16 protein-coding genes are annotated in these 20406 nt (G+C 69.6%); 6 read left to right on the forward strand and 10 right to left on the reverse strand.

Annotation, left to right across the window (positions count from 1 at the left end; all coding sequences use genetic code 11):
- Positions 1-36: 36 nt before the first annotated feature.
- Entirely contained in the window at positions 37-1839 is a 1803-nt protein-coding gene (locus tag BJEO58_RS09820) for an acetyl/propionyl/methylcrotonyl-CoA carboxylase subunit alpha (protein ID WP_101589300.1), read from the forward strand.
- A gap of 107 nt (positions 1840-1946) precedes the next feature.
- Here the strand turns inward: BJEO58_RS09820 and BJEO58_RS09825 are convergent, their stop codons facing one another.
- Together BJEO58_RS09825 and BJEO58_RS09830 are read right to left on the reverse strand one after the other, a co-directional pair.
- Complete coding sequence (locus BJEO58_RS09825; RefSeq protein WP_246076054.1) at positions 1947-3362, reverse strand: NAD(P)H-quinone dehydrogenase; 1416 nt, start codon at positions 3360-3362, stop codon at positions 1947-1949.
- A gap of 30 nt (positions 3363-3392) precedes the next feature.
- Entirely contained in the window at positions 3393-3950 is a 558-nt protein-coding gene (locus BJEO58_RS09830) for a gamma carbonic anhydrase family protein (protein WP_101589302.1), read from the reverse strand.
- A 288-nt stretch (positions 3951-4238) separates the two neighbouring features.
- On the opposite strand from BJEO58_RS09830, the gene BJEO58_RS09835 reads away from it, so the two are divergent.
- Complete coding sequence (locus BJEO58_RS09835) at positions 4239-4487, forward strand: WhiB family transcriptional regulator (protein WP_087004855.1); 249 nt, start codon at positions 4239-4241, stop codon at positions 4485-4487.
- A 109-nt stretch (positions 4488-4596) separates the two neighbouring features.
- Here the strand turns inward: BJEO58_RS09835 and BJEO58_RS09840 are convergent, their stop codons facing one another.
- Together BJEO58_RS09840 and BJEO58_RS09845 are read right to left on the reverse strand one after the other, a co-directional pair.
- The gene (locus BJEO58_RS09840; protein ID WP_101589303.1) at positions 4597-6084 is read right to left on the reverse strand and encodes a sensor histidine kinase; all 1488 of its coding nucleotides are present in this window, start codon (positions 6082-6084) and stop codon (positions 4597-4599) included.
- On the reverse strand, positions 6081-11009 hold the full coding sequence (locus BJEO58_RS09845) for an NAD-glutamate dehydrogenase (RefSeq protein ID WP_180951904.1): 4929 nt from the start codon (positions 11007-11009) through the stop codon (positions 6081-6083). Before BJEO58_RS09845 ends, BJEO58_RS09840 begins: the two co-directional genes overlap by 4 nt.
- 90 nt (positions 11010-11099) lie before the next feature.
- Here BJEO58_RS09845 and BJEO58_RS09850 point away from each other — a divergent pair, with 90 nt between their 5' ends.
- Positions 11100-11594 carry a DUF2505 family protein gene (locus BJEO58_RS09850; protein ID WP_144573875.1) on the forward strand — a complete coding sequence of 165 codons (495 nt, stop codon included), beginning with the start codon at positions 11100-11102 and terminating at the stop codon, positions 11592-11594.
- Here the strand turns inward: BJEO58_RS09850 and BJEO58_RS09855 are convergent.
- Genes BJEO58_RS09855 through BJEO58_RS09865 form a run of 3 tightly spaced genes read right to left on the reverse strand, consistent with a single transcriptional unit; the run spans position 11526 to position 13946 of the window.
- Positions 11526-11996, reverse strand: coding sequence for a DUF6912 family protein (locus tag BJEO58_RS09855; protein ID WP_101589305.1), 471 nt, complete (start codon positions 11994-11996; stop codon positions 11526-11528). The genes BJEO58_RS09850 and BJEO58_RS09855 overlap by 69 nt on opposite strands.
- A 4-nt stretch (positions 11997-12000) precedes the next feature.
- Complete coding sequence (locus BJEO58_RS09860) at positions 12001-13260, reverse strand: CpaE/TadZ family protein (RefSeq protein ID WP_101589306.1); 1260 nt, start codon at positions 13258-13260, stop codon at positions 12001-12003.
- Positions 13257-13946: a CpaB family protein gene (locus BJEO58_RS09865; protein WP_101589307.1), complete on the reverse strand. Its 690-nt coding sequence runs from the start codon at positions 13944-13946 to the stop codon at positions 13257-13259. Before BJEO58_RS09865 ends, BJEO58_RS09860 begins: the two co-directional genes overlap by 4 nt.
- A 107-nt stretch (positions 13947-14053) precedes the next feature.
- On the opposite strand from BJEO58_RS09865, the gene BJEO58_RS09870 reads away from it, so the two are divergent.
- Entirely contained in the window at positions 14054-14272 is a 219-nt protein-coding gene (locus BJEO58_RS09870) for a helix-turn-helix domain-containing protein (protein WP_101589308.1), read from the forward strand.
- 14 nt (positions 14273-14286) lie between these two features.
- Here BJEO58_RS09870 and BJEO58_RS09875 read toward each other — a convergent pair whose 3' ends face one another.
- On the reverse strand, positions 14287-14886 hold the full coding sequence (locus tag BJEO58_RS09875) for a hypothetical protein (RefSeq protein ID WP_144573876.1): 600 nt from the start codon (positions 14884-14886) through the stop codon (positions 14287-14289).
- Between the two features lie 146 nt (positions 14887-15032).
- Between BJEO58_RS09875 and BJEO58_RS09880 the strand changes: the two genes are divergently transcribed.
- Complete coding sequence (locus tag BJEO58_RS09880) at positions 15033-15689, forward strand: hypothetical protein (protein ID WP_101589310.1); 657 nt, start codon at positions 15033-15035, stop codon at positions 15687-15689.
- Between the two features lie 134 nt (positions 15690-15823).
- Positions 15824-16330, forward strand: coding sequence for an Rv3235 family protein (locus tag BJEO58_RS14805; RefSeq protein ID WP_144573877.1), 507 nt, complete (start codon positions 15824-15826; stop codon positions 16328-16330).
- A gap of 76 nt (positions 16331-16406) precedes the next feature.
- On the opposite strand, the gene secA is transcribed toward BJEO58_RS14805, so the two are convergent.
- Positions 16407-19142 carry a preprotein translocase subunit SecA gene (gene secA / locus BJEO58_RS09890; protein ID WP_101589312.1) on the reverse strand — a complete coding sequence of 912 codons (2736 nt, stop codon included), beginning with the start codon at positions 19140-19142 and terminating at the stop codon, positions 16407-16409.
- A 54-nt stretch (positions 19143-19196) separates the two neighbouring features.
- The gene (locus BJEO58_RS09895; protein WP_246076055.1) at positions 19197-20333 is read right to left on the reverse strand and encodes a winged helix-turn-helix domain-containing protein; all 1137 of its coding nucleotides are present in this window, start codon (positions 20331-20333) and stop codon (positions 19197-19199) included.
- Positions 20334-20406 lie beyond the last annotated feature (73 nt).

Here is a 20406-nt window from a genome sequence, read left to right on the forward strand (position 1 = left end):
GCAGCCCGCACGCGCACCCGCCGGTGAGGAGACCCGATGACCGCAGCACCCGCAGCGTCGCAGCCCGATCTGATCGCCGCCGATCCCCGCCCCGTCCGACGGGTCCTCATCGCGAACCGCGGCGAGATCGCCCTGCGCATCGTCCGCGCATGCCGTGACCTGGGCATCGCGAGCGTCGCCGCCTATACGGCCGCCGACGCCGACGCACTGTTCGTGTCGCTCGCAGATGACGCGTACAGGCTCGACGGCAGCGGTGCCGCAGAGACCTATCTGAGCATTCCGACCATGGTCGAACTCGCTCATCGCGCGGGAGCCGACGCAGTCCACCCCGGATACGGGTACCTCGCAGAGAGCGGCGAGTTCGCCACCGCCGTCGCAGAGGCAGGACTCACCTGGGTGGGCCCCACGGCCTCGGCGATCGACGCACTCGGCGACAAGGCGGGGGCACGCGCCGTCGCCCAGGCCGTGGGCGCTCCGGTCCCCCAGGGCTCCGCCGGACCCGTCGAATCGATCCCGGAGGCACTGGACGTCGCAGAGGAGATCGGGTACCCCGTCGCGATCAAGGCCGTGCACGGCGGCGGCGGGCGCGGATTCCGCACGGCCGCCGATGCGCAGGCCCTCCCCGCGGCGTTCGAAGCGGCGTCGCGTGAGGCGAAGGCCGCGTTCGGCCGCGGCGATTGCCTCATCGAGCAGCAGATCATCCGCCCTCGCCACGTCGAGACCCAGTGCCTCGCGGATGCGCACGGTCGTGTCCTCGTGGTCTCCACCCGTGACTGCACGATGCAGCGCCGCAACCAGAAGGTCCTCGAAGAGGCCCCGGCACCCGGTCTCACGGACGAGCAGGAGCACCTGCTCGAGGACGCCTCGGTGAACATCCTGCGCCACGTGGGCTACGTCGGGGCCGCGACCTGCGAGTTCCTCGTCGGCGCCGACGGCCGCATCACGTTCATGGAGGCGAACGCCCGCATCCAGGTCGAGCACACCATCACGGAGGAGGTCGCCGGCGTCGACCTCGTCGCCTGGCAGCTGCGCATCGCAGCGGGAGCCGCCCTGCCCGAGTCCTTCCCCGCACCGCGCGGGCACGCGTTCCAGTTCCGCATCAACGCGGAGGATCCCACGCACGGGTTCGTTCCCGTCTGCGGCACGATCACCCGGTACCGCGAACCGTCCGGCCCCGGCGTCCGCATGGACTCCGGCATCGCGACGGGCACAGTCGTCGGCACGGACTTCGACCCGATGCTCGCGAAGCTCATCGTGTGGGGACCCGACCGAGAATCGGCGCTCGCACGCAGTCGGCGGGCGATCGACGAGTTCGCCCTCGAGGGCCTCCCCACCCTGCTGCCGCTGCACCGCAGCCTCACGGACTCGGCGGAGTTCGCCGGCCCGGAGCTGCGCGTGTCCACGCGCTGGCTGGAGGAGGACTTCATGCCGGCCTGGTCTGCCGAACGGCTGCCCCAGCCGTCGGGGGACTCGGAGGCTCCCGCCGAACAGGTCGACGTGGTCGTCGAGGTCGACGGCCACCGGCTCGTCGTCGGCGTCCCTGCGTCGCTGGCCGCACCGAGCGCACGCCCGTCGTCACGCAGCCGCCGCGTCACCAGGCGCGGCACGAAGGCCGCGGCCGCGTCGGGCACCCTGACCGCACCGATGCAGGGGACGATCGTCGCCGTGGACGTCTCCCCCGGCGATCAGGTGACCGCGGGCGACCGACTCGCCGTCATCGAGGCGATGAAGATGGAGCAGCCGCTGACCGCCGCGCACGACGCCGTCGTCCGCTCCGTCGTGGTCGGACCGGGTGCGGGAGTCCGCTCAGGCGACGTCCTGGTCGAGTTCGAGGCCTGATCACCGCAGTATGAGGAAGGGTCTGTGACGCTGTCCGCGTCACAGACCCTTCCGCGTCACCGACCCCTCGCCGCCGCTGCCTGCTGCCCCGTCCCGGGCAGCGAGGATCAGGCCTGGTGGTGGTGCAGCTTGCGCGCCGCCTCCGTGAGCGACCCCGTCAGCGACGGGTAGACCACGAAGGACCGCGCCAGCTGGTCGACGGTGAGACGATTCTCCACTGCCATCGTGATGGGGAGGATGAGATCACTCGCCCGCGGGCCCACGACGACCCCGCCCAGCACTGAGCCCGAACCGCGGCGGCAGAAGATCTTGACGAATCCCTCGGTGATCCCCAGCATCTTCGCCCGCGCATTCGTGTGCAGGGGCTGGGTCACCGTCTCGACCTCGTACGCGTTCTCCTGGAAGTCCGCCTGGGACAGGCCCACGGTCGCGATCTCCGGTGCTGTGAAGACGTTCGACGCGACGTTCCGCAGGCGCAGCGGGAACACCGCGTCGCCCAGTGCGTGGAACATCGCGATCCGTCCCTGCATGGCGGCGACCGAGGCCAGCGGCAGGACCGCTGTGCAGTCGCCGGACGCATAGACGCCCGGAACAGACGTGCGCGAGACTCCGTCGACGACGATGTGGCCCGATTCCTGGACCGCCACCCCGGCCTCTTCGAGGCCGATGCCGTCCGTGTTGGGGATCGAGCCGACCGCCATGAGGCAGTGCGAGGCGCGCACGATCCGGCCGTCTGCCAGCGTGACCACGACTCCGTCGCCGTCGCGCTCCACGGAGTCCGCGCGCGATCGCGACAGGACATTCATCCCACGAGAGCGGAAGACCTCCTCGACCACTTCGGCGGCGTCCTCGTCCTCACCCGGCAGGACACGTTCGCGGGAGGACACGAGGGTGACCTCGCTGCCCAGCGCGCAGTAGGCCGATGCGAACTCCGCCCCGGTGACTCCCGAGCCCACGACCACGAGGTGCGGCGGGAGCTCATCGAGCGCGTAGAGCTGCGTCCAGGAGAGGATCCGCTCGCCGTCAGGAATCGCGGTCGGCAGTTCGCGGGGGTGCGCACCCGAGGAGACGAGCACGGTGTCTGCGGAGAGGTCGTACTCGGTGCCGCCGGCCTCCGCCACGTGGACGGTGCTGCGGTCCACGAGCGTCGCCGTCCCCTTGATGACTTTGACCCCAGCGCGGACGAGGCCGGAGTGGATGTCGTCCGCCTGTGCATCCGCGAGGCCGAGGATCCGCTCGTTCATCGCGGCGAGGTCGGGCACGACGGGGGTCTCCGACTCGCCTCCGCGCACGCGCAGGCCGAAGGTGCCGGCATCGTGGATCGTCCCCATCACCTCTGCTGTGGCGATGAGGGACTTCGACGGCACGACGTCCGTGAGGACAGCGGAACCGCCGCAGCGGTCCCGCTCGATGAGCATCACGTCAGCACCCAGCTGGGCACCGATCAGTGCGGCCTCATATCCTCCCGGGCCGCCGCCGATGATGACGACACGATTATGCGAGCGATCCAGTACGTTCTTCACACTCCGCATTCTGTCAGAGGAGCGTCGCCATCACAGGATGCGGGACCTCTCCGTGTGGAGCTGTGCGAGTTCGCGGTACGACCGCCAGTTGCGATCGATGTGCGCGCGGCCCTCGTCGTCGAGCTCGCGACGCACCTTGCCGGGGACTCCCGCGACCAGGGAGCCTCCGGGGATCGATGCGCCCTCGAGCACGAGCGCCTTCGCCGCGACCAGCGTGTACGAGCCCACGACGGCCCCGTTGAGCAGGGTGGTGGACATGCCGATGAGGCAGTCGTCCTCGATCGTGCACCCGTGGATCATCGCAGCGTGCCCGATCGAGACGCGACTGCCGACCGTCACGTCGAAGCCCGGGTCGCAGTGCATGACGGTGCTGTCCTGCACGTTGGTGTCCTCGCCGATCACGATCGCGGCCCGTTCGGCGCGCAGGACCGAACCGTAGAAGATCGAGGAGCGCGCTCCGACCGTCACATCGCCGATGAGTGTGACACCGGGCGCGATGAAGGCAGTCTCATGGACCTGCGGCGCCTTCCCATCGACCTCGATGAGTCGGACGTCGGCCAGGTTCCCGGGGCTTCTCTGCTCACTCATGTCCACCATGCAAGCAGAGGCTGCGGACCACGGCAATGGCTGACCGCCTGACGGACATGCCCTTAGCACACGATTTGCGCTTTCGCACCCGTCTCGCGCATGATTGTCTGTCAGAGACTTCACACAGCTGGGGTCTTGTGGGTGCGCTCGGTTGCGTGGGATCGTTGACTATCACCGTTTCCGCGCCCGTCAGAGCGCCAGCGGCGGTTCACGCCGCGACGACCAGTCAGACTGCGTGCCGCTGCCGGACTGCTATGACGGGACTGTCACCCCACTTGAGAGGAACCCATGGACTGGCGCCATCGTGCCGCGTGTCTGAACGAGGATCCTGAGCTGTTCTTCCCCATCGGGAACACCGGACCTGCGCTTCTTCAGATCGAGGAGGCCAAGCGGGTCTGCCGCCGCTGCGAGGTCGTCGAGACCTGCCTGCAGTGGGCTCTGGAATCCGGACAGGACGCCGGTGTCTGGGGCGGGATGAGCGAAGACGAGCGCCGCGCCCTCAAGCGCCGCGCCGCACGCGCTCGCCGCGCAGGCTGATCGCCCGCGCACGCTGACACAGAGGAAGGCCCGGATCCCCGTGGGGGTCCGGGCCTTCGTCCATCCTCGTGGAACTCTCCATCCTGCTGGATCTCTCCATCCAGTTGGATCACTCCGGCGCGCGCAGCGGCACCTCGAGGAGCACCTCGGTCCCGCCTCCCTCGCGGGGGTGCCAGTCGATCGTCCCGCGCAGATCTGCGGTGATGAGGGTGCGCACGATCTGTGTGCCCAGCCCGTCTCCGGGTCCTCGATCGTCCTTCAGTCCCACGCCGTCGTCGACGACGCACAGGCGCAGGAAGTTCCCGTCACGGTCCGGCCGCACCTCGATGCTCCCGCGCACGGGCTCCTGATCGGGGTCGTCCTGATCGAACGGGAAGCCGTGCTCCACCGCGTTGGTCACGAGCTCGGTGATCGCGAGCAGCAGAGCGGAGGCATCCTCCGTCGCGATCTTGCCGAAGCTGCCCACCCGTCGCGTCGTCACCTGGACGAGCGGCGAGGAGAGGTCCGGGGCGAGGCGCAGCCCCTTGTCCATGATGTCGTCGAAGTCGAGTGACTCGTCCAGCGACTGGCTGAGCGAATCGTGGACGACGGCGATCACGGACACCCGCCGCATCGCCTCCTCGATCGCGGACCTGGCCTCCGACGACGACGCCCGGCGGGCCTGCAGGCGCAGCAGCGCGGAGACCGTCTGGAGATTGTTCTTCACCCGGTGGTGCATCTCGCGGATCAGGGCGTCCCGGCTCATCAGCTCTCGTTCGCGCCGACGGATCTCCGACACGTCGCGGCCCAGGACGACAGCGCCCGTGCGGTTCCCATCGCGCTTGAGCGGGATGGACCGCAGCGAGATCGTCACCCGACCGGATTCGATCTCCGAGCGCCACGGCGTGCGCCCTGTGAGCACCAGTGGCAGCGATTCGTCGACCGTCCCGTGCTGATCGACGAGATCCGCGACGAGGTCCGCGAGGTACCTGCCCTCGATGTCGCCCTCGGACCCCAGGCGGTAGAGCACGGACACGCCGTTCGGCGACGCGTACCGGATCCTGCCCTCCCGGTTGAGCAGGATGAGCCCGTCGCCCACGCGCGGCTCGCCGCGGCGCGAGCGCGAGGAGGCCTCCGCGTGCGGGAACGACCCCTCGCCGATCATGTCGAGCAGGGCCGAGGCGCTGCTGCGGTAGTTACGCTCCAGTCGGGAGGCGCCCGTTCGCTTCGACTCCTCGGTATGCCGTGTGAGGACGGCGATCACGCGACCGGAGCGGACGACCGGCACGACGTCGGCACGGGCGAACCGTGTGCCGTCGTCATCGGCGATCACGGTGGCCCCGGTCCGATAGGCACGATCGATGAGCGCACGATGGCGGGGAGCAGGGCGGTCCCCGACTGCGTCCGTGGGGAAGACGGTGAGCCCCGTCGTCGGACGGCACTGCGCCGCGACGACGAAGTCGACGTCCTCATCGCGCGGCTTCGGGACCCACAGGACGAGGTCGGCGAACGACAGATCGGCGATGAGCTGCCAGTCGCCGACGAGCACGTGGAGCCAATCGACGTCATCCTCCGAGAAGCCGCTCTCGTCGGTTCGGAGGTCGGCGAGTATGCTCATGCGGTCTCACTCGCCCAGTCGGCGGAGCGGACGACACCGCGCAGCTGACGCAGCACGACCGATACCGGGGCCTGATCCACCGTCTCCACGTCCCGCAGCTCCGCGATCATGTCGAGCACCTTCTCCAGCGCACTCCGGTTGGCGTCCAGCCAGGCCGCGACCCGGCGACGGCCGCGGTCGGACCCGCGGGCCCCGTCCGCGGGGATCATGTCGTCGACATCCTCCGAGACGCCGCCCGTATGCCGGAGGACCGCATCGGTGAGCGACAGCATCGCCTGGTAGAAGTCATCCCGCATCGCGCCGCGGGCCAGAGCAGTCCAGCGGCTGGAGCGATCCAGACTCCGGATCATGTTGAGCAGCGCACTGCCGCTCACCATCTCCGTGACCGCGAAGTACACTCCGGCGGTCTCCTCCGGTTCCATGCCGGTGCGGACGCTCGCCTGGACGACGTCCAGCAGCGCGAACTCGTCGAGCAGGCCCGCGGCCCGCTTCGCCAGAGCCTCCGGGACTCCCCGGTCCCGGTAGCGACGCAGCTCATCGTGGTACTCGGCGAGGTCCTCGCCCTGCAGATGATCGGGAAGGCTGGTCCGCAGCCGGGTGACCACATCGCGGTACGTTGCGATGTTCGCCGTGACATCGAGTTCCTCCGGACTCTGGTGGACGAACCACCGCGAGGCGCGGTCGAGCAGGCGGACATGCGCGTGCAGGAGCTCCATCTGCACCTCTGCCGGAACGAGTCCGTCGAGCGCGCAGATGTCGTCGACGAGCTCGTCGAGTCCGAAGACCTCGCACACGACGGTGAAGATGCGCACGAGGTGCGGGAGCGCAGCGCCCGTCTCCTCCTGCAGCCGATAGAGGTACGTGATCCCACCGCGGTCCACGACGGAGTTCACGATCTTCGCCGTCGCGATCTCACGGCGCAGCGGGTGGTCCGCGAAGTGCTCCTCGTACCTCAGCAGGCTCGGCGGGAAGTAGTCCCGCAGCGGCCCTGCCATCCACTCCTCGTCCGGAACCGGCGATTCCAGCATCTTCTCCGCGGCGTCCATCTTCACGTACGCCAGCAGCACTGCCAGTTCGGGCGAGGTGAGTCCCGTGCCCGCCTGCGCGCGCTTGCGCAGCGCACCGGACTCGGGAAGATCCTCGACTGCGCGGTCGAGCTCCGCTTCGCGCTCCAGATACCGCATGAGTCTCAGCAGGGTCTCCGTCATCGACAGCACGCCGTAGCGGGCCTCCCCCATCGCCATGTTCTGCGTGTAGTTGTTCGCCAGCACCCGATCCGCGACTTCGTCGGTCATCGATGCGAGCACCTCGCCCCGCTCCTCCGGCGCGAAGGCACCGCGTCGGATCAGCGCTGCGAGGAGCAGCTTGATGTTCACCTCCTGGTCGGAGGAGTCCACACCGGCGGAGTTGTCCACCGCATCCGTGTTGATGCGCACGCCGTTCAGCGCCGCTTCTATGCGGCCCAGCTGGGTGGCACCCAGGTTGCCGCCCTCGCCGACGACCCTGGCGCGGATGTCCTCGCCGTCGACCCGGATGGAGTCATTGGCGCGATCGCCCACGGAGGCATGGGATTCGTCGGACGACTTCAGGTACGTTCCGATCCCGCCGTTGTAGAGCAGATCCACGGGTGCCGTCAGGATCGCGGAGATGAGCTCATCGGGGGTCTTGCGGCCAGGCGCAGTGCCCAGGGCCTCGGCGACCTCCGGAGTCACCTCGATGGACTTCGAGCTCCGCGAGTGCACGCCGCCGCCCGTGGAGATGAGTGACCGGTCGTAGTCCTGCCACGAACTGCGCGGCAGGTGGTAGAGCCGCTCGCGCTCCGCGAAGCCCACCGCTGCATCCGGCACGGGATCCAGGAAGATGTCGCGGTGGTCGAACGCCGCGACCAGGCGGATGTGCTCCGACCGGCGCATGCCGTTGCCGAACACATCGCCGCTCATGTCACCGATGCCTGCGACCCGGAAGCCTTCACGCGCCGGATCGACGCCCAGTTCCCGCAGGTGCCGCTCTACCGACTTCCAGGCCCCCCGGGAGGTGATCCCCATGGCCTTGTGGTCGTAGCCGCTGGATCCTCCGGACGCGAAGGCGTCGTCCAGCCAGAAATCACGAGAGGCCGCGATCCGGTTCGCCACGTCGGAGAAGCGCGCAGTGCCCTTGTCCGCCGCGACCACCAGGTAGTAGTCGTCCGTGTCATGCGCGATGACACGGTCCGGGCGCAGCACCGCGGACCCCTCGTCCGTGTACTCGAGGTTGTCTGCGATATCGAGCAGTGCGCCGATGAATGATTCGTACGCCGCTTGGCCCGCGGCGGCCCACGCGTCCCGGTCGACTGCGGGGTCCGGCAGGTGCTTGGGGAAGAACCCGCCCTTCGCCCCGGTCGGGACGATGAGGGCGTTCTTCACCATCTGCGCCTTCACGAGTCCCAGCACCTCGGTGCGGAAGTCGTCGCGACGGTCGGACCAGCGCAGTCCGCCGCGGGCGACCCGGCCGAACCGCAGGTGGACGCCTTCGACCGCGGGCGAATACACCCACGATTCGAGCGCGGGCCGCGGCTTCGGAAGGAAGTCCAGCTCCTCCGCGCGGATCTTCATGACGATCGCGTCCGGAAGGGAACCGTCCTCGTTGCAGAACGCGTTCGTCCGCGCGACGGAGTGGATGATGTCGACGGTGGCCCGCAGCACCCGGTCGGCCTCGAGCGTCGCGACATCCGCGAATCCCGCTTCGATCTCGGACAGGAGCGCTTCAGCCGCCTCCGCGCGCTCGTCGAGGGACGCGAACGTCCGATCCGGATCGAACTTGACTTCGAAGGCCTCGACGATCTTCGCCGTCAGCGCGGGGTGCGCTGTGAAGGCGTGCGCGATCGACGCGTCGGAGTAGGTGAATCCGGCCTGTCGCAGGTACTTCGCGAACGACTGGACGATGCTCACCCGCTGCCAGGCGATCCCCTTCAGCAGCAGCCGGTCGAGGTCATCGGACTCGCGCTCCCCCGCCCAAGCCGCAGTGAAGCCGTCGCGGATCGTCTCGAGGTCCTCGTCGCTGAGGTCCTCGTCGAACGCCAGACCGAACTCGTAGATCCAGGCCTGCCCCCCGCCCACCGGGCGCAGCTCGAACGGACGCTCGTCGACGACCTCGGCGCCCAGGTTCGCCAGGTACGGCAGGACCTGGGTGAGTGTGACGGGTTCGCGCCGGTAGAAGGCCAGGAGCGCTTCTGTCGCACTGCGACGGCGCACCGCCACGACCGGGCCGGATCCGTCGCCCACCCGCTCGATGCGCGCCACGTCCTCGACCGCTCGCGCAGGGGTGTGCAGTGACGTGTAGGACGGCGGGAACGCCTCGGTCCACCGGCGCGCGCGCTCGGCAGAGGCAGCGGGGTTCTTCTCCGCGGCCGGGGCGAGGATCTCCCAGAGGTCCTCGCCCCACGACCGCAGAGCGCCGACGATCCGTGCTTCGACCTCACCGGAGTCCGTGGCCGGCAGCTCCTGCTCCGCCGGCACGCGGGCCGTGAAGTGCAGACGTGCCAGAGCGGAGTCGCCCAGCAGCACGTCGAAGTCGACGGTGTGCGCGGAGTAGTGCTCGCGCAGAACCGTCTGGACCCTCTGGCGGGCCGCCGTGTCGTAGAGGTCGCGCGGCAGGTAGATCAGGACCGACACGTACCGCTCATACGGGTCACGGCGGATGAAGACGCGCGGTTCGTGCTTCTCCTGCAGGTCGATCACCTGCATGACGGTGCTGAAGATCTCCTCTGTGGACGCGTGGAAGAGGTCGTCGCGCGGATAGGCCTCGAGGGCGCCCAGCAGCTCGTCGCCCGCGTGGGTGTCGCGACCCAGGCCCGAACGCCGGAGGATGTTGCGCACCTTCGTCCGGATGACCGGGACCTCCAGTGCGGACGTGGTGTCCAGGCGCGGGGTCCACAGACCGACGAACCGCCGCTCACCGACGATCCTCCCGTGCTCGTCGTAGGTCTTCACACCCACGTAGTCCATGTAGCCGCGGCGCATCACCCGCGAACGCGAGTTCGCCTCCGTGAGGACGAGGACATGGGGCTCCTCCGCCTTCGCGGCGACCGTCCGGGACAGGTGCGAGCTCCGGGCCTCGCGCAGCGCGGAGATGCCGAGCGCGGTGCCGTCGAGCGGGTCCAGCCGCTTCCCGTCGCCGTCGACGGACAGCGCGTATTCGCGGTAGCCCAGGAACACGAAGCCGTGGTCCATCCAGTCGAGCAGCTCTGCGGCCTCTGCCGCCTCCGCTGTGAGCTCCGGTCGTGGCGCATGTGCGCGCAGCCCCGCCGCGATGTCCCGGGCGCGCTGGCGCAGCCTGCTGCGGTCGCGATCCGCGGCGGCCGCGTAGTCGAGCACATCGACCAGGCCGGACTCGACATCCGCGAAGCCCTCTTCGGGCACGCGGTCGACCTCGAGGTGGATCCACGATTCGGAGCGGACTCCCTCGACGCCGGGCTCCTCCGTCGCGATCCCGTCGGGGCCGATGACCGGCAGCGCGGAGGTCTCCGTCGCTGTGTGCGCGAGCTGTGCGTCCGGAACGACGACCAGGCCCTCATCGGTGCGGCGGACCGCCATGATCGGGTGATGGACCTCGCGGATGGCGAGCCCCTGTCGGTTGAGCTCCGCGACGACGCTCGCAACCGCGTAGCGGATGTCTTCGACCACGATGTCGATGAGCGTGCGGTTCCCGGTGTAGTCGCGGGAGCCGTGCTCGGGATTGCGGATGCTGATGCGGGCGGGGCCGCCGGCATAGGTCTCCGCCAGCGACACGTGCGCCGCGGCGAGCGCAGCCAGGGCCTCCGGCCCCGATCGTCGCATCTCCGCGCTGCTGAGTCGCGGATAGTATTCGGCGAGGAGGTGCTCCGGCGGGTTCTCTCCCCGAAGCGCGTTCCACGCGTGTGCGATTCCGGCCAGGTCGACCTCGGTCACGTCACTCTCACCTCATGTGCTGTAGCAGTGCGTCGTGCTCGACGGTGAGCACGTGGCCCACTCTATGCCCATGAGGCAGACTTGGCGTCCATGAAGTCCTTCACCCTCACGGGCGCTTCCGCACTGTCTCCCGCACGACTGCGCACGGGTCTGCTCGACCCCACGACGTGGCGCGGCCAGGACGGCGTCATCGAGTCCACCGCAGACGACGCACTCACCGTGTCGTTCCCGCTGGGAACGCAGTCCGTGCCCGATTCGCTGTCCCGCTTCGTCCCGGCGGACGCCGTCCTGCGGATGGAGGTGCACACCGCCGCCGAGGCTCCGGTCGGCTCCCCGCAGACCGCCGGCCTCCGGGTGACGGTTCCGGGCGCACCCGTCATGGTGCGGGTCGAGCTGATCGCTCACCCGACCGCTCCTGCCGCTGATCCGGCGGACGCGGCCGAGGGCGTCGGCTCGACACTCCGTGCTCACACGGAGATCGAATCGTCCGTTCCGCTGTTCGGGCCGGTCGTCGAGTCAGCCCTCGAGCCCGTCGTCCGCTCCCAGCTGACGGAGAAGTTCGACGAGCTGGCCGATCTCGGCTGAGTCGAACCAGAGGAGGTCCGAATCGGCGAGCGCGGCGAGTGCCGCGTCCCGGTCCTCCGGCAGTGCGGCGAAGCCCTCCGGGTCGTCGATGTGGACGCTGGCCGTCCGCAGGGGGTCGATCGTCACCGTGCCCATGACCACACCGGCCACGACCTCGGCGGCGTCAGACAGTGCGTCCTCCGTCAGGTCGACGGCGACGACGGCCCGGGGGCTGCCGGCTCGCAGCGCCGTCTCGGACACGCTCGCCGCGGCCGCGGACATCGCACGGTACTCACCGAGCTCCAGGTCGTCGCCGGTGAGCCGCCGCTCCTGCGGGCCGGGAGCGAACACGGTCACGGGGTCGCCGATCGGCCAGGTCGCGGCGAACGTCTGTCCGGTGAAGGGGGCATAGGCGCGGATCATGGCCTCATTGTCGCATCGGCACCGCCGCCCGCGTGCGCGACCGGCCCGCACGACGGCCGGTGCGCGTCCGACGTGCCGTGTGTCCGGGCAGCCGCGGCAGCAGGGCCGCGTCGAGCGCCGTGACGAGCGGCGAGCGCCGCGACACCTCGAGCGGTGACCGTCCCGCGAGCACCGCGGCGTCGACTGTGACCCGGTCGTCCGGGACGAGCACGATGTCCTCCACCCCGGCGAATCGCTGGAGGACCGACCGGATCCGGACCTCGGGATCCGGACCCACGGCGGAGGCCCGCACGCGGTTGACGACGACGGTCATGCGGTCGGCATGACGGACGGCTCGGTCCGATTCGAGCAGGCGGACCAGCCGCTGCAGGCCGATCGGATCAGCGGATGCGACGAGCACGACGTGGTCGGCGCGGTCGAGCACGGCCCGGGTCGCCTGGTGCCGGTCGTAGTGGGGGTCCGCGTACGGGTCGTCGGGATCGATCCGGTCGGACACGTCGACGAGGACGTGCTCCGCGCGCGCTGCCAGGCGGTCGAGGACCTCCGTCAGCACTCCCCCGCGGATCTCCGGCCACCGGTCGGCGCGACTGAGTCCGGTGACGACCTCGAATCCGGGCTCGACCACCACCAGGCGCTCGGCGATGGCCGGCGCATCGTGGGCCGCGCCGCTGACCACCAGGCGGCACAGGGCAGCGAGCTGCGGGGCGTCGTCCAGGAGGCCCAGCGCCGGGGTGAGCGAGGACGACACGGTGTCCGCATCGACCAGCGTCGTGCGGCCTGCTGTGCGTGCCAGGAGGTGGGCGGTGACGAGCGCGATCGTCGAGCGGCCCGGCGACGATCCGGTCCCCCACACTGCCGTCACGGCCCCCACGGGCGTCGTCGGCCCGTCCGCCCTGGGCGGCGCGGTCGGTCGGGGCGGCGCCTGGACCGCATCGGCGCAGTCGCGCAGGACGGCGCCGGTCTCCTGCGACGCAGCGCCGGGCTCCAGCACGTGGGTGATCCCCCAGCGCGCGAAGAGTGCCTCGTCCAGCCCGAAGCCGACGATCCTCGCCCCCGCCTCGTGCATGCGGGCCACGACATCCGCGTCGACGCCCGGGAACCAGCGGGACAGGACGACGACGTGGCCGGTCCCGCCCGCCACCAGCGCCAGAAGCTCGACCTCTTCTGCGGGGCGTCGCACCACCTGCGCGTCGGGAAGCGACGAGACCGCGGCCACCACGCTCGCTTCGTACTCGACGTCGACGGCGACGATCACGTCGATCATGGAACGACCTCCGTCGGCTCCGCCTCCGCACCGCCGGCGGAATGCCCGTCGGGGACGACGACCACGGAGATGTGGTGACCGGAGGCGAGTGCGCGGATGACCTCACCGATCCGGCCGTCCGGGACGTACACCTCGATGCGGGCGGCGCCGGGCGACGCGAAGTCCCCGCCGCCCCGGTCCACCGACAGGACGTCGGCACCCTCGAGGATGACGGTCGGAGCCTCGACCTCGGCCGCCCGCGCATCGGTCGCCCACACGTCGACGCGACTGCCCGAGGCCACCGCGGCGGGCAGCGCGGAGGACACGTCGACGGAGACGACGCGCCCCGACAGATCGGACAGCGCCACGAGCGAGGAGACGGGGATGAGCTCACCGGTGCCCACGACGGCACGGACCGTCGTGCCCGGCTCGATGTGCGAGTCCGCCGGGATGTACTCACCCTCCGACGCCGGGAGCTTCACCTCGATCGGCACGAACGAATCGGCGGTGAGCTCACCCCCGGGGACCAGGTCCTCCGCTGCTGCCCACACCCGTGTCGTCTCAGCGACCGCCCGCACGAGCGTCGTCGTCGCCACGAGGGACACGAGCACGAGGACCGCACCGATGAGCAGGCGCGGATCGCGCCACCGCGGACGCGTGAGGCGGCGTGCTCGTGGCGCTGCCGCAGGGGTGGACGAATGACTCATGTCGCGCCTCCAGCTGTTCGCACGTCAGTGCATGAAATCACGTCAAGTGATATTATCTGCCCGTCACCGGCATCAATCAGCGTGCTCATGACGCGAAAGGACTCCTCATGGCTGTTGAAACCCGCTTCCTGCCGCTCACCGACGTCGCCGAGGTCCTCAACGTGTCCGTCGCGCAGGCCCGTGCGCTCGTCCGGTCCGGCGATCTCCGCGCCATCAAGGTCGGCGGTCGCGGCCAGTGGCGCGTGGAGAAGACCGAACTCGAGGACTACATCCAGCGCATGTACGCAGAGGTCCGCTCCGACGTCGATGCGGGCACCGCCGACTGACGCGGCGGCCACCGTCACAGCATCCTCGTCTCAGGTCGCACGAACGCGATCTTCGCGATCGGCACGAGCAGCCCTCTGCCCGGAGCATCCGCCCGGCCCCGGCCGGCGTCGCGACCCTCGGTCTCGAGGATCTCGACGTAGTCCACGGCCACCACGCCCAGCAGCCCGACGATCGTCCGGGCACCACCGACCGCACTGACGGCAGCGACCGCGCACGGCACCCGCTCCTCACGCCACCGGCGCAGCGGGGACGCGATGGAGAGCGTCTCCTGCGGCTGCGCATGGGAGCAGGACTCCACGCGCAGATCGTCGATGTGCGCCGCTGAGACGAGCACCTCACCGCCACCCTCCAGTGCGAGCGCCACCCACGTCCGAGCAGCGGTCGCCAGACGGCCCGTGAAGCGGACTCCCGCGCTCGTGACGGTGATGCGGTGCCCCACCGCACCCGCCAGCCGGTCGGCGAGGGCGTGGTCCGCCGCCTCACCCGCGACGAGGTCGGAGAACTCGCCCAACCGCTCGTGCAGGTCGCGGCCGGACGCCTGCGCCTCCAGGTCCTCGAAGAGGCGGAGGAACCTGCCATCGGCGTCATCGGTGACGCCCATCCGTCTTCCCATATCCGCAGTATGCCATGGCGATCACACCGCCTGCATCCTTCTGTTCCGCTTTATCGGTCAATGCATAGCGCAACAGTTGTTCGATGCCCTCTTGTCCCGTTTGATGCGCTTTGATACTTTTGATGTTCCATCACGAAGGAGTGCACATGGGACTGCGCAGACTCACCGCTTTCGCCCTCGCCCACACTGCGGGCACGATCCTCCTCCTGGCATCGCTCCGGGATCTCGGCGCGGAGGCGCTGTCCGGCGAGGCGGGAGCCGCCCTGCTGCTGGTCGCCGGTGGTGCGGCGGTGCTCGCGGGAATGCGCATCGCGCTCTCCGTGCACCTGGTCCTCGCCTGGCGCGTGTGCCGAGCATGCGGGCTGGCAGCAGTCCCCCTCCGTGCGGCCGCCCTGCGCGTCGCCCCGCGGGCGATCCGCTCGATCGTCGCCGCGGCCGTGGGCGGATCCCTCTCCGTCATCGCGCTCACCTCGCCGTCGCTCGCCGCCTCGTCCTCGCCGGCCTGGCCCCTCACCCCGGGACCCGCGGTGGAGAGGACGCACGATCCGGCGTGGCCGCTCTCGGAGGAGGCGGACGCGGGTGCGGACGCGAGCGACGATGCGAGTGCGGATGATGTGGACGAGGGAGAGTTCCACATCGTCTCCTCCGGCGAGAACCTGTGGCAGATCGTCGCTGCCGACCTTCCCGGTGCAGCCACACCGCAGGTGGCGGAACGGATCGATGAGGTGCATGCGGCGAACCGCGCAACGATCGGCGCTGACGCCGATCTGCTGCTCCCGGGCCAGCGGCTGGTGCTGCCGTGAGCGCCGCGCCGCGGGCCGACCAGCAGGCGCCTTCAGCCCCTGCAGCACCGCACGCCCCCAGTGCGGCCGTGCCGGACGCTCCCGCGCTCAGCCTCGTGCGACCGCGTCGCGCGCACGCCGGCCACCCTGCGCCTTTGCACGCGATACCGGGGCCGCACACGCCTGCCGACCACTCCGGTGGGCCAGCGGGATCACCCGCAGCGGCCTCGCGCGCGACGGCCTCATCCGCGGGAGCCGGAGCATCGCCTGCCGTCGCAGCCCACCGCGGAACGACGACGGCCTCGGTCACTCCGCTCAGCACCGAGGACCGCGCACTGCTGACCTCCATGGCACCGGCACTGGCGACGGCGCTGGTCGAGGTGCTCGTGGGTGCACGCTCCGCCCAGACCGTCGAGCGCTGGGTCGAGGGATCGCTCTTCGAGCGGATCGTCGAGCACACCCGCGTCCGCAGCGCGCTGGCTCGGGGCAATCCTCATGCCGATCGGCCCGTGGGCGTCTCTGCCGCGCGCCTCTGCGAGGTGGCCGAGTCCGTCGTGGAGATCTCCCTCGTCGTGCGGACGACCAGGCGTCCACGTGCCCTGGCGCTGCGGTTGGTCCGCCGGCGATCGCGCTGGCGGCTCAGCGAGTTCCTCAGCATCTGAATGCCCGATCCACGACGAGGGGTGCCGGCTCCGTGACATGGTCACGAACCCGGCACCCCTCGATGCGCTGATCCCGTCAGGCGCCGCGCTTGCGCTTGCGGCGCTCCGCGCGGTTCGTCGGTGCATCGTCGGCGTCGTCGTCGCCTTCGCTCTCGCTCACACCACCGGTCTCATGCGGTGCGCTGAGGTGCAGCTGAGGCTTCTTCGGCTCCAGCTCTTCGGCCTCCACGGAGACTCCCCCGCCGCCGTCGGCGGTCGAGTCTCCGGCGCCCAGCTGAGCTCCGGATCCCTTCGCCCCCACAGTCGCCGTCGGCCTCTTCACCGTGACCTCGAGCGTGTTGGCCAGACGCACGACGTCCTCCTTGATGCCTTCCTGCATCGCGGTGAACATCTCGAAGCCCTCGCGCTGGTACTCGACCAGCGGGTCTCGCTGCGCCATGGCGCGCAGTCCGATCCCGTTCTTCAGGTAGTCCATCTCGTACAGGTGCTCACGCCAGCGCTTGTCGATGACGGAGAGGGTGACGCGACGCTCGAGCTCACGAGTCGCCTCCTCGCCCAGCTCCTCCTCACGGCGGTCGTAGAAGAGGTCCGCGTCCGACTGGACCTCGGAGCGGATCTTCTCCCGTGTGAGTCCTGTGGTGCCGCTCGCGTCCTCGATGAGCTCCTCTGACGTGAAGGACGGGCTGTAGAGCCTGTTCAGGGCCTCGAACAGCTCATCGATCTTCCACGTATCCGGCGGACCGGCCGTCGCAGCGGTGATGTACTCATCGAGCACCTCATCGCGGAACTGGTGGACCTGCTCGGCGAGGTCCGCTCCTTCGAGCACGCGGCGGCGCTCCTGGTAGACGACCTTGCGCTGGCGATTCAGGACGTCGTCGTACTTGAGCACGTTCTTCCGCTGCTCCGCGTTGCGCTCCTCGACCTGATTCTGCGCCGACTGGATCGCGCGCGACACCATCTTCGCTTCGAGCGGCACGTCATCCGGAACGTTCGCGATCGACATGATCCGCTCCGCCGCGCCGGATCCAAAGAGCCGCATGAGGTCGTCGGTGAGCGACAGGTAGAACCGGCTGTCGCCGGGGTCGCCCTGACGACCGGAACGGCCCATCAGCTGGTTGTCGATGCGACGCGATTCGTGGCGCTCCGTGCCGAGGACGTAGAGGCCGCCCGCTTCGCGGACCTCCTCGGCCTCCTTCTTCGCGTCCTTCTCCACCTCCGCGAGGACCTCGGGCCAGACCGCCTCGTACCCGTCCGGGTCCTCCCGGGGGTCGAGGCCCCTGGCCTCCATCTTCGCCACGGCGAGGAACTCGGCGTTTCCGCCCAGCATGATGTCCGTACCGCGGCCGGCCATGTTCGTCGCGACGGTGACGGCGCCCCTCCGGCCCGCCATCGCGACGATCGCGGCCTCCCGCGCGTGGTTCTTCGCGTTCAGGACCTCGTGCCGGATGCCGCGCTTGGCGAGCAGCGTGGAGAGGTATTCGCTCTTGTCGACGCTCGTCGTGCCGACCAGCACGGGCTGTCCGCCCTCATGGGCTTCGGAGATGTCGTCGACGATCGCATTGAACTTGGCCTTCTCGTGCTTGTACACGACATCAGCGTGGTCGACGCGCTGCATCGGCCGGTTCGTGGGGATCGGCACGACGCCCAGCTGGTAGGTCGACATGAATTCGGCCGCCTCGGTCTCTGCGGTGCCGGTCATGCCGGAGAGCTTTCCGTACAGGCGGAAGTAGTTCTGCAGGGTGATGGTCGCAAGCGTCTGGTTCTCCGCCTTGACCTCGACGCCCTCCTTCGCCTCGATGGACTGGTGGAGCCCCTCGTTGTAGCGGCGGCCCTTGAGGATGCGGCCCGTGTGCTCGTCGACGATGAGCACTTCGCCGTCCATGACGACGTAGTCCTTGTCCTTGGTGAAGAGCTCCTTCGCCTTGATGGCGTTGTTGAGGAAGCTGATGAGGGGCGTGTTGTCGGAGTCGTAGAGGTTGCCGATGCCCAGGTAGTCCTCGACCTTGTCGATGCCGGACTCCATGATGCCGATCGTCTTCTTCTTCTCGTCGACCTCATAGTCGCGTTCGGCCTTGAGCCGCTTGACGACCCGTGAGAACTCGCCGTACCAGCGGTCCGCGTCGCCCTCTGCCGGTCCGGAGATGATGAGCGGGGTGCGGGACTCGTCGATGAGGATCGAGTCGACCTCGTCGACGATGACGAAGTTGTGGCCGCGCTGCACCATCTCGTCGACAGACCAGGCCATGTTGTCGCGGAGGTAGTCGAAGCCGAACTCGTTGTTGGTGCCGTAGGTGATGTCCGCGGCGTACTGCTTGCGCCGGTCGTCATTGCTCATCTGCGCCTTGATGCAGCCGGTCTCCATCCCGAGGAATCGGAAGACTCTGCCCATGAGGTTCGACTGGTAGTCGGCGAGGAAGTCGTTCACCGTGATGATGTGCACGCCCTTGCCGGTGAGCGCGTTGAGATAGGCGGGGAGCGTCGCGACGAGCGTCTTGCCCTCGCCCGTCTTCATCTCTGCGATGTTGCCCAGGTGCAGGGCCGCTCCGCCCATCAGCTGCACGTCGAAGTGGCGCAGGCCGACCGTGCGGGCCGACGCCTCGCGCACGGCGGCGAACGCCTCCGGCAGAAGCATGTCGAGCGTCTCGCCGTCCGCATAGCGCTTCTTGAAGCGGTCCGTCTCCTCACGGAGCTCAGTGTCCGACAGGGCTTCGAACTCCTCGGACAGATTGTTGATCGCCGCCGTAAAGGTGCGCAGCCTCTTGAGCGTGCGGCCCTCGCCGGTTCTCAACAGCTTCTCGAGCAGGTTCGCCACGATTCTCCTTCGCCCCACGTGCTCTCACGCGGTCCACAGTCCGAAATCCGCCTCTCAGCATATCTGCCCGGGCGGCAGCACCTCGACCTCGGCAAGCCCCAACCAGTCTGCGAGTTTCCGCAGTTCCGCCTGGACGGCCGCTCCGCAGTCCTCACCGGGCTCCGGATGCACAGCTGCCCGCAGCGTCCCCTTGTCACGCACGGCCCGCACGTCGACCCGCGCGCGCAGTGCGCCGTCGTGGAGGAACGGCATGACGTAGTAGCCGTACCTCCGGCGGTCCGCCGGCGTGTAGATCTCGATGCGGTAGTCGAACCCGAAGAGCCAGCTGAGGCGGCGGCGGTTGAAGACCAGCGGATCGAAGGGGGCCAGCAGCGCCGTCGCTCGGACGGACCGCGGCGCGACCGCCTGGTGCCACCGCCAGGCACGGACGCCGTCGACGGACACCTCGTGAAGCTCCCCCGTCACGGTGAGCGTCTCGATGGCCCGGCGAGTCGTCGCCTGCGGCAGTCGGAAGTAGTCCGCGAAGCAGTCGACGGTGCCGATCCCCAGCGCAGGCCCCGCCAGACGGACCAGCGCCACGGCGTCGTCCTCCCGGCCCGTCACCCCTGGGCGGATCCGCCCACCTCCGGGTCGGATGCCCAGGTCGGGATCGCTCTCCGGTCCCCACAGCCCGGCAGGGACGGGGAGGTCCGGGTGGGTGTCGGCAGGCAGCGCGTAGACGCGCTCGAACTGGGGAGTCCGCCCCGAGCACGCGATCCGACCCGAGCGGAAGAGCGCTTCGAGCGCGGACTTCGTGCGCGACGGATTCCATCCCCAGTGGTCCCGGTCGCGTTCGGGCAGCGAGTGCGGCACACGGTCGGCCAGCGCCCGCGCGGTTCCGGGGCCCTCCCCCAGTTCGACGACGAGCGCCTCCATGAGCGCGACGAAGTCAGCACCGTGCTCGGCATCGCGCTGTCCGTAGTCGCGGACGAACCATTCTGCGCGGCGACGATGGAACGCGCGCACCGTCGACGGCGCCACGTAGGCCGCTTCGTGGGCCCAGTACTCGACGCCCATGCGCGGCGCCTCCTGGAGGAGGGAGTCGAGCCGTGCGCGCGGGTACGGGCCCAGCCGGGAGAAGAAGGGGAGGTAGTGGGACCGGGTGACGGCCTGGACCGAATCGATCTGGACCACGGACAGCCGCTCGAACACCCGACGCAGGTGGCCCGCGTGCGGGGCCCGGGGCCGTGGTCGGTCGAAGCCGGAGGCGGCGAGCGCGATGCGC

Source organism: Brevibacterium jeotgali (assembly GCF_900169175.1).
GTDB classification, from domain to species: Bacteria; Actinomycetota; Actinomycetes; order Actinomycetales; family Brevibacteriaceae; genus Brevibacterium; species Brevibacterium jeotgali.